The 7,973-nt window shown below is 66.2% G+C and carries 11 protein-coding genes; 5 read left to right on the top strand and 6 right to left on the bottom strand.

All coding sequences use genetic code 11. From position 1 onward, the window contains the following. The coding region (locus DBR20_RS22465) for an SPOR domain-containing protein (protein WP_258223090.1) at nt 1-401 on the top strand (401 nt) is incomplete at its 5' end. 134 nt (nt 402-535) lie between these two features. Here the strand turns inward: DBR20_RS22465 and DBR20_RS01580 are convergent. Further along, nucleotides 536-1,288, bottom strand: a complete 753-nt coding sequence (locus tag DBR20_RS01580; protein WP_100554492.1) for an SDR family NAD(P)-dependent oxidoreductase — start codon at nt 1,286-1,288, stop codon at nt 536-538. An 88-nt stretch (nt 1,289-1,376) separates the two neighbouring features. Next, the gene (locus DBR20_RS01575) at nt 1,377-1,871 is read right to left on the bottom strand and encodes a hypothetical protein (protein ID WP_108264950.1); all 495 of its coding nucleotides are present in this window, start codon (nt 1,869-1,871) and stop codon (nt 1,377-1,379) included. A gap of 85 nt (nt 1,872-1,956) precedes the next feature. Here DBR20_RS01575 and DBR20_RS01570 point away from each other — a divergent pair, with 85 nt between their 5' ends. Then, nucleotides 1,957-2,424, top strand: coding sequence for a DUF1456 family protein (locus DBR20_RS01570; protein ID WP_108264949.1), 468 nt, complete (start codon nt 1,957-1,959; stop codon nt 2,422-2,424). Here the strand turns inward: DBR20_RS01570 and DBR20_RS01565 are convergent. Beyond that, complete coding sequence (locus tag DBR20_RS01565) at nt 2,393-3,280, bottom strand: LysR family transcriptional regulator (protein ID WP_108264948.1); 888 nt, start codon at nt 3,278-3,280, stop codon at nt 2,393-2,395. The genes DBR20_RS01570 and DBR20_RS01565 overlap by 32 nt on opposite strands. Nucleotides 3,281-3,379: 99 nt before the next feature. Between DBR20_RS01565 and DBR20_RS01560 the strand changes: the two genes are divergently transcribed. After that, complete coding sequence (locus tag DBR20_RS01560; RefSeq protein ID WP_108264955.1) at nt 3,380-4,573, top strand: MFS transporter; 1,194 nt, start codon at nt 3,380-3,382, stop codon at nt 4,571-4,573. Here DBR20_RS01560 and DBR20_RS01555 read toward each other — a convergent pair. After that, nucleotides 4,570-5,268, bottom strand: a complete 699-nt coding sequence (locus DBR20_RS01555) for a TorF family putative porin (RefSeq protein ID WP_108264947.1) — start codon at nt 5,266-5,268, stop codon at nt 4,570-4,572. The two genes, DBR20_RS01560 and DBR20_RS01555, sit on opposite strands and share 4 nt — an antisense overlap. 166 nt (nt 5,269-5,434) lie before the next feature. Between DBR20_RS01555 and DBR20_RS01550 the strand changes: the two genes are divergently transcribed. Beyond that, nucleotides 5,435-5,824: a DUF6165 family protein gene (locus tag DBR20_RS01550; RefSeq protein ID WP_025878366.1), complete on the top strand. Its 390-nt coding sequence runs from the start codon at nt 5,435-5,437 to the stop codon at nt 5,822-5,824. A 9-nt stretch (nt 5,825-5,833) separates the two neighbouring features. Here the strand turns inward: DBR20_RS01550 and DBR20_RS01545 are convergent, their stop codons facing one another. Next, on the bottom strand, nt 5,834-6,511 hold the full coding sequence (locus DBR20_RS01545; protein WP_108264946.1) for a response regulator transcription factor: 678 nt from the start codon (nt 6,509-6,511) through the stop codon (nt 5,834-5,836). Nucleotides 6,512-6,703: 192 nt separating this feature from the next. After that, on the bottom strand, nt 6,704-7,276 hold the full coding sequence (locus tag DBR20_RS01540; RefSeq protein ID WP_025878364.1) for an Ax21 family protein: 573 nt from the start codon (nt 7,274-7,276) through the stop codon (nt 6,704-6,706). Between the two features lie 278 nt (nt 7,277-7,554). On the opposite strand from DBR20_RS01540, the gene DBR20_RS01535 reads away from it, so the two are divergent. After that, the gene (locus DBR20_RS01535; protein ID WP_108264945.1) at nt 7,555-7,914 is read left to right on the top strand and encodes a DUF1428 domain-containing protein; all 360 of its coding nucleotides are present in this window, start codon (nt 7,555-7,557) and stop codon (nt 7,912-7,914) included. The last annotated feature ends 59 nt before the right edge of the window (nt 7,915-7,973 follow it).

Below are 7,973 nucleotides of genomic sequence, written 5' to 3'. Positions count from 1 at the left end.
CCAGCCGTCCGCTGCCGACTCCGGTGAGTGAACGCCCGGCGGCAGCGACGCCAGCGGCCGGTACCACCGCGCCGGCCAGCGCCGGGTCCGTTGCCGCCGCTCCCGCGGCACGCAGTGAAGCCGCGCCGGCCGCTGCCAGCGCTGCGGCAGCCCCGGCAGCGGCCGACAACGCCCGCTACATCCTGCAGGCAGGTGCGTTCGGCGCTTCCGGCGATGCCGAAGCGACCAAGGCCAAGCTGGCGATGATGGGCCTGGCCGCACGCGTGGAGTCGGCGCAGATCAACGGCAAGACCGTGTACCGCGTACGCATGGGGCCCTATGGCAGCGCCGGTGAGCTTTCCGAAGCCAAGCAGAAGCTGGATGGCACCGGCCTGCAGGCGATGGCGATCAAGGCGCAGTAAGTCTGCGGGCATGAATGAAAAAAGCCGGGCATTGCCCGGCTTTTTTTTTGCCTGTAGAGCCGAGCCCACGCTCGGCTGATCGCCCATCAAGCCGAGCATCGGCTCGGCTCTACAGAACGCATCCAGGGCGCCGATCAGCCCTCGCGGGCAACCTGGAAGCCGGCGAACGACTGGCTGACCGGCATCAGTTCCAGGCGATTGATGTTCAGGTGCGGCGGCAGGCTCGCTACCCAGAAGATCTGCTCGGCGATGTCCTCGGCGGTCATCGGGTTGGCGCCGGTGTACAGCTTGTCCGACGCGACCTGGTCGCCATGGGTGCGGACCACGGTGAACTCGGTTTCCGCCATGCCCGGTTCGATGGTGGTCACCCGCACGCCGGTACCGTGCAGGTCCGAACGCAGGCCCAGCGAGAACTGGCTGACGAACGCCTTGGTGCCGCCATAGGCGTTGCCGCCCGGATACGGATAGACACCGGCCACCGACGAAATGTTGATGATGGCGCCCTTGCGCTCCACCAGCTGCGGCAACAGGCGATGGGTCAGGGTGACCAGCGCGGTGATGTTGGTGTCGATCATCGTCGTCCAGTCCTTCAGGCTGGCGCTCTGCGCCGGCGCGGTGCCCTGGGCGAGACCAGCATTGTTGACCAGCAGGTCGATGTCACCGAAGGCCGGCGGCAGCGCCAGCAGTGCCGCTTCCATCGCGACCGGATCACGCACGTCAAACACGGCCGCGTGCACCACCTCCTTGCCGTAACGCTCGACCAGCGGCTGCAGGCGTTCGCTGCGACGGCCGGTGGCGATCACTTTCCAGCCCGCCTGGGCGAAACGGTGTACGGCAGCGGCGCCGAAGCCGGAGGTGGCGCCGGTAATCAGGACGGTTCGGGTCATCAGACAACTCCGTGGGAAACCAGACCGACATTCTGGCACCGTCGGTCCACGGCTGCGTTGCCTGATCGGCCTGCTGCGGCGCGCGCGGTCAGCGCAGGCGGAACACGCGAGCCTTCGGCAGATCTTCGTCGACCTGCAGGAACCAGCGCCCGGCGATACCCGGAATCACCTCGATCTGCGGTGCCTGCAGGGTCTTGCGCAGCTTCATCTGGCCCTTCATCACCTGCCACTGCTGGCCGTTGTCGAGGGTGAACACCGTGCCCGGCTCCCAGCCCGCAACGTCGCCGACCACGCGGGCACTGACCGGGCCCTCTTCCAGGCCCAGGTGCATCGCCGCCGGGGCGGGAACGTTGGCCGGCAACGGTGCGCCGGTGTTGGCGACAACTGTCGCCCGCGTGGGGACGGGCGCAGATGCTTCGGCCTCGCGCAGCACGCGGTTCAGGGTCTGCAGCTGCGTCGCGTCCAGGCCCACTTCGGCCAACTGGGCCGCGCTGAGACGCTGCTCCACGGGTACGTAGCGGTCCTGGGCGGTGGCGGCGAAGCTGCTGGCGACCAGCAGGGCGGAAAGGAGGTACCGGCGCATCGAAGGGAATCCCTGCAGAACAGCGCTCACGATGCTGCAATCCGGTGACAGTCCGGTTACAGCCGCCGGGCCGCTACAATGGGCCATGATCAATAATGATGTGCTGCGCAGCGTGCGCTACTCCCTGGACCTCGGCGACCACCACGTGGTGACTCTGTGCCAGATGGCCGATCCGGCGTTCGACGTGGATGTCGAGCAGGCCAAGACCTGGCTGCTGCGTGAAGACGAGCCGGGTTTCCAGCCGATGAGCGACAGTGCGCTGGCGCACTTCCTCGATGGCCTGATCCTGCACCTGCGCGGTCAGGATGAGGGCCAGGCACCGCGCCCGGTGGAAACCCGCATCGACAACAACCTGGTGCTGAAGAAGCTGCGCGTGGCCTTCCAGCTGCGCGACGTCGACATGATGGAGATCTTCACCAGCATCGGCTTCAATGTCTCCAAATCCGAACTCGGCGCGCTGTTCCGCCAGCCCGGCCACAAGAACTATCGGCGTTGCCTGGACCAGATGCTGCGCAACTTCCTCAAGGGCCTGAGCCTGCGCCTGCGCGGCTGAGCACGGCGTCGACGAAGGCGCGTGCGGCCGGGGTCGGCAGGCGCTGCCAGACCAGATGTACGCGCCGGGTCGGGGTCGGTTGCAGGGGCACCTGCACCACCCCTTCGAAACCGTCGGCGATCCGCACCGGCACGATGCCCACCGCCAGGCCGTGGCGGACGAAGCGCTCGACCAGCTCCATCAGGTTGACCTCGAAACGCACCTGATGCGGCAGGCCCGCTGCGGCGAACGCATCATCGGTCTGGCGGCGCGCGCCGGTCCCCCGCGGGAAATCGACCAGGGCCTCATCCTGCAGCGCCGCCAACGGCAACCGGCGGCGCGTGGCCAGCCGATGCTGCGGCGCCAGCACGGCCACCAGATCCTCTTCCTGCAGCATCTGGTGGCAGACGCCCTCGAGATGGGCCGACGGCGCCAGCCCCACCAGCGCCACGTCCAGTGCGCGCGACTGCACCTGCTGCAGCAGGGTCTCGCTCTTGTCCACCCGCAACTGGAACTCCACCTGCGGGTGCTGCTGCTGGAAGGCAGCCAGCATGGCCACCACGTCGATGCCGGTCAGCGACGATATCTGCCCGATCGCCAGCAGCCCGCGCACGTCACCACTGACCGCAGCGACGTCGGCACGCAGGTGGCGCAGGCTGGCCAGTACCTGCCGCGCGTGCACCAGCAACGCTTCGCCTGCAGCCGTAGCGCGCACCTGGCGCGGCAACCGCTCGAACAACACCGTGCCCAGCTCCTGCTCCAGATGGGCGATCTGGTGGCTCAAGGCCGACTGCACGACGTGGCAACGCGCGGCCGCACGGGTGAAGTTGCCCTCTTCCGCCAGGACCACGGCGAACTCGAGCTGCTTGAGGTTCACACCGGCATCTCAATTCAAGATGGCAGGGATGATGATGATTCATTTCCATCATGTCCACAGCAGGCAGACACTGTGCTGCCCTGTTTCGCGGAACATCCCGTGTCCCCTTCCCTTCCTCCCCTGCAGCGTTGGCAGATCCTGTTGATGTCGGTCGCCACCGGTGTTGCGGTAGCCAGCAATTACTACGCGCAGCCGTTGCTGCATACCATCGCCGATGCCTTCGGCGTGCCGTTCGGCCAGGTCGGCATGGTGGTCACCGCTGCCCAGTTGAGCTACGCAGCCGGCCTGATCCTGCTGGTGCCCTTGGGTGATCTGTTCGAGCGCCGCCGGCTGATCGTGGTGATGACGTTGTTGTCGGCCAGCGGACTGGTGATCAGCGCATGCGCGCCGTCGTTGCCATGGCTGCTGGCCGGTACCGCGATCACCGGGTTGTTCTCGGTGGTGGCACAGGTACTGGTGCCGTTCGCCGCCACCCTGGCCGCACCGGAGCATCGCGGCCGCGTGGTCGGCACGCTGATGAGCGGGCTGCTGCTGGGCATCCTGCTGGCACGCACCGTGGCCGGGCTGCTGTCGAGCCTGGGCGACTGGCGCCTGGTCTATGCGATCGCTGCAGGTACGCTGGTGCTGACCGCACTGGCCCTGCAGCGCGGCCTGCCGCGTTTCCACCACAGCGCCGGGCTGAGCTACTTCGCGCTGCTGCGCTCGATCGGCACGCTGTTCGTGCAGGAACCGGTGCTGCGCCAGCGCACGCTGCTCGGCGCGTGCAGCTTTGCGATGTTCGCGATTTTCTGGACGCCACTGGCCTTCCTGCTGGCGCAGCCGCCGTATGCCTACAGCGACGCCACCATCGGCCTGTTCGGGCTGGTCGGTGCCGCCGGTACGCTGGCTGCCGGCCTTGCCGGGCGCATGTCGGATCGTGGCCAGACCGGCCGGGCCACGGCCATTGCGCTGGTGCTGTTGCTGCTGTCCTGGCTGCCTCTGGGGCTGTCGGCGCATTCGCTGCTGGCGCTGCTGGTCGGCGTGGTGGTGCTGGACCTGGCCGCGCAGCTGCTGCATGTCAGCAACCAGAACCTGATCTACGCGCTGCAGCCGGAGGCACGCAACCGCCTCAATGCCGGTTACATGACCGGCTATTTCATCGGTGGCTCGCTGGGCTCGCTGCTGTCGGCGCAGGTCTACCAGCGTTTCGGCTGGACCGGCGTGTGCGTGGCCGGTACCGCGGTGGCGGTACTGGCCTTGCTGGTGTGGCTGCCCAGTGCCTGGCGCACCCGCCAGGCCGCGTCGGCCGACTAGAAGCTGCCCTGCAGCGCCAGTTCCCAGCGTCCACCGGCATTGCCCGGGAACAGACGCTTGGCGGCGCTGTCGGTGTCATGCACGGTGGCGCGCAGTTCCCAGGCCGGCGTCAACGTGGCAATGGCACTGAGCTGGCCATGCAGGTAGTCCGGCCCTTGCGCGGTGGCCAGCCAGTACTGCCCCACCGCCGCTTCCAACCGCACGCGCTCGTTCAACGGCACCCGCACGCCCAGCTGCGCGTAGGTGCCGCGACGGCCGCCGGCCAGGGCATCGTTGGAGTGGGCGACCTGCAGCCAGGCGCGTTGCTTCCAGGTGGTGGTGACATTGAGTTCGGTCCAGTCCAGTGCGCGACCGGTACCCGGATAGACATACCGGGTGAGGTTCGCATCCAGGCTCCAGTCCGGCGACAGCGCGCCGGACCAGCCGGCGACGAGATCGAACTCGCTGCGTGCACCGTTGTCCGGCGTGAACGAGACATTCGAGCCCCACGCGCTGGCATACCAGCCCGAACCCACCGTCACCTTCGCACCCACCTGCGCGGCCGGATCGCCGTCGCTCTGCGAGCTGCCGCGCCACACGTAGTCGCTGGTCAATGCCGCCGTGCCACTCACCTGCACCTGGGCCTGCACGCCGCCGGCGCACAGCAGCCCCGCCAGTGCGGCCGCGCTGGCCACGATCATCCCCTTGTTCTTCACTGCACTCACTTCCTCGTTGAAGGCGGTCTTGTCCGCCGGGACGGCAGTGTCGACGGCATGGCCGTAACGGTTCGATGGCGATGCCGTCGTACCAGCGCAAATTCAGCGTAAATCCGCGCCGCAACGAGCGCGGTATCATGCAGGCCTATTTCCAGGAACCAACCACGTGGACGCCATCCTGACCCCGGTATCGATCGGCGAGCTGATCGACAAGATCACCATTCTCGAGATCAAGGCCGAGCGCATCGACGATGCGACCAAGCTGGCCAATGTGCGCACCGAGCTTGACGGCCTGCTGCCGCTGCTGCAGCAGCAGCTTGACGCACAGCCGGCATTGGCCGCGCTGAAGACGCAGTTGAAGGCCATCAACGAGCGCATGTGGGAGATCCAGGACCAGCTGCGCGACAAGGAAGCGGCGCAGGTGTTCGACGAGGCGTTCATCCAGCTGGCGCGCGGCGTGTACGGCACCAACGGCGAACGCGTGCAGGTGAAGAACGAGATCAACCGTGTCGCCGGTTCGGCGCTGGTCGAGGAAAAGCAGTACCAGGGCGAGTAAGCGCGCCCGTCAGCCACACTCCAGCAGGTGGCGGATGCGGAACAGTTCGACATCGCTGCGGATGCCAAGCTTCTGATAGGCCGCTTTCTTCTGCGTGCTGATGGTGCTGGCCGAACGCTGGAAGCGCCGGGCCACTTCGCCGGTGCTGCAGCCCTGCAGCAGCAGCCGCAGCACTTCGCGTTCACGCCGGCTCAGTGGCGTCAGGCTGGGCGCCGACATGCGCCGCGCGCGTGATCGATTCAGCTGCGTGCGCAGCTCCGGGGGCACGAACCGCCCACCGCGGGCCACCACGTCCACCGCGCGCAGCAGCATTTCCGGCGTGGTCGCCTTGGACAGGAAGCCGCGTGCGCCGGCCTGCATCGTCGTGGCCACGGTGCTGGCATTGCAGTGCGCCGACAGCACCAGTATCGGCAGGCTGGGCCAGCGCCGGGACAATCCGCGCAGCAGCTGCAACCCATCGCCAAGATCCCCCAGCGGCAGCGCATCGATCACCAGCAGGTCAACGCAGCCGGGTTCGCGTTGCAGCAGTTCCACCAGGTCATCTTCGTTGGCGTAGCTGCCGCGCACGTGCACGCCGCTGTGCTGGTGCAGCAGCACTTCCACCCCCAGCCGCAGCACCGGATGCGGATCCAGCAGTGCCAGACGGCGCGGCCGATCGGGGAGCAGCGGTGGGAGTACGGGCGGCATCGCGGTGTATCCGGCAGCACGGGATATCCACCGTAGGCCGCCACTGGCGGTGGCGGAATCCAATTCATTGCAATGCAACATGACGCCGCGAAACGCAGTCAGACTCTGTTTTGATTCCGCACAAATGCAACAGGCCCGGCAATGCCGGGCCTGTTGCAGCACGAACAGCGCGCGGGCGCGCCGTAGATGCAATTACCAGCTGAAGCGCGGGCCGACGGTGTATTCCTTGTCGCCGTGGCGGTTCATCTTCAGCTCGCCGTTCAGGCCCCAGTTCTGGTTCAGCTTGACCTGACCACCCAGACGGCCGTACCACTGGCTGTCGATGTCGACGCCGTGCTTCTTCGAATAATCTTCGTAACCGACCAGACCGTAGACTTCAGCGTGGGCACCGAACGCGGTACGGATACCAGCTTCAGCGCTGTAGCCGTTGAAATCCAGGCCGTGCTTCTGGTCGAACTTCTGGTAGGCAACGCGGGCAACGAAGTCGGTCGACGGAGCGATTTCGACGTTGTAGCCGGCACCGACCTTCCACTGGTCAACCTTGATGTTGGTGTGGTCGACTTCCTGACGGCTGTATTCGCCGAAAGCGTGGAAGTTCGGCAGGAAGCCGTAGGAACCCTTCACGCCCCAGCCATCAGCCTTGATGCCGTCAACGTCGGTCTTGGCGTAATCAGCCTCGGCGTAGTTGTAGGACAGGTTCTCGGCAGCCGAAGCGGTGAACGGCAGGGCAGCGGCCAGAGCCAGAGCAATCAGCGAATTCTTCATGGGGGTACACCTTTACTTTCTTATGGTGTGCAGCAGCGCCAGGGCGCCATCGCATCGGGAATGTAAATTCTCCGTTATTCGCCACAACGCTCCCTGAAAACAGCGGTCTTCGCATTGCTGAATTTTTTGCATTGATTCAGCAAGGCTCAGGCATACGCGCGCGGTACGCGCACGCGCTTCGATTCAACGGTGCGGCAATCGATGTCGATTTCCCGCGCCCTGAAGCGTCGACTCAATGAAGGCCGTGCACCTGGCATGGTCCATTCCGGAGGCAAGCGATGAGCTATATCGATGGTTTCGTACTGGCGGTGCCGACCGCCAACAAGGAGAAATTCCTCGCCCACGCCCGCAACGCCGATGTGGTGTTCCTGGAATACGGAGCGCTGCGGGTAGTCGAAGGCTGGGGCGATGACGTGCCACATGGCAAGACCACCGACTTCTTCGGCGCGGTGAAAGCCACGACGGAGGAAACGGTGGTGTTTTCCTGGATCGAGTGGCCGGACAAGGCCACCCGCGATGCAGGCATGCAGAAGATGATGGAAGACCCGCGGCTGGACCCGACGAAGAATCCCATGCCGTTCGACGGTGCGCGGATGATCTACGGCGGATTCGAGCCGATCTTCGAACTCAAGCGCTGACCCCGGCGGGCGTCCTCAGCGGACGCCCGCTTCATCCTCGCCGGCCGCATGGCCGGTAC

This window comes from Stenotrophomonas sp. HMWF023 (genome assembly GCF_003060985.1).
GTDB classification, from domain to species: Bacteria; Pseudomonadota; Gammaproteobacteria; order Xanthomonadales; family Xanthomonadaceae; genus Stenotrophomonas; species Stenotrophomonas lactitubi.
Note: the sequence above shows the minus strand (reverse complement) of the source record. Positions and strands in the feature narration are given on the sequence as shown.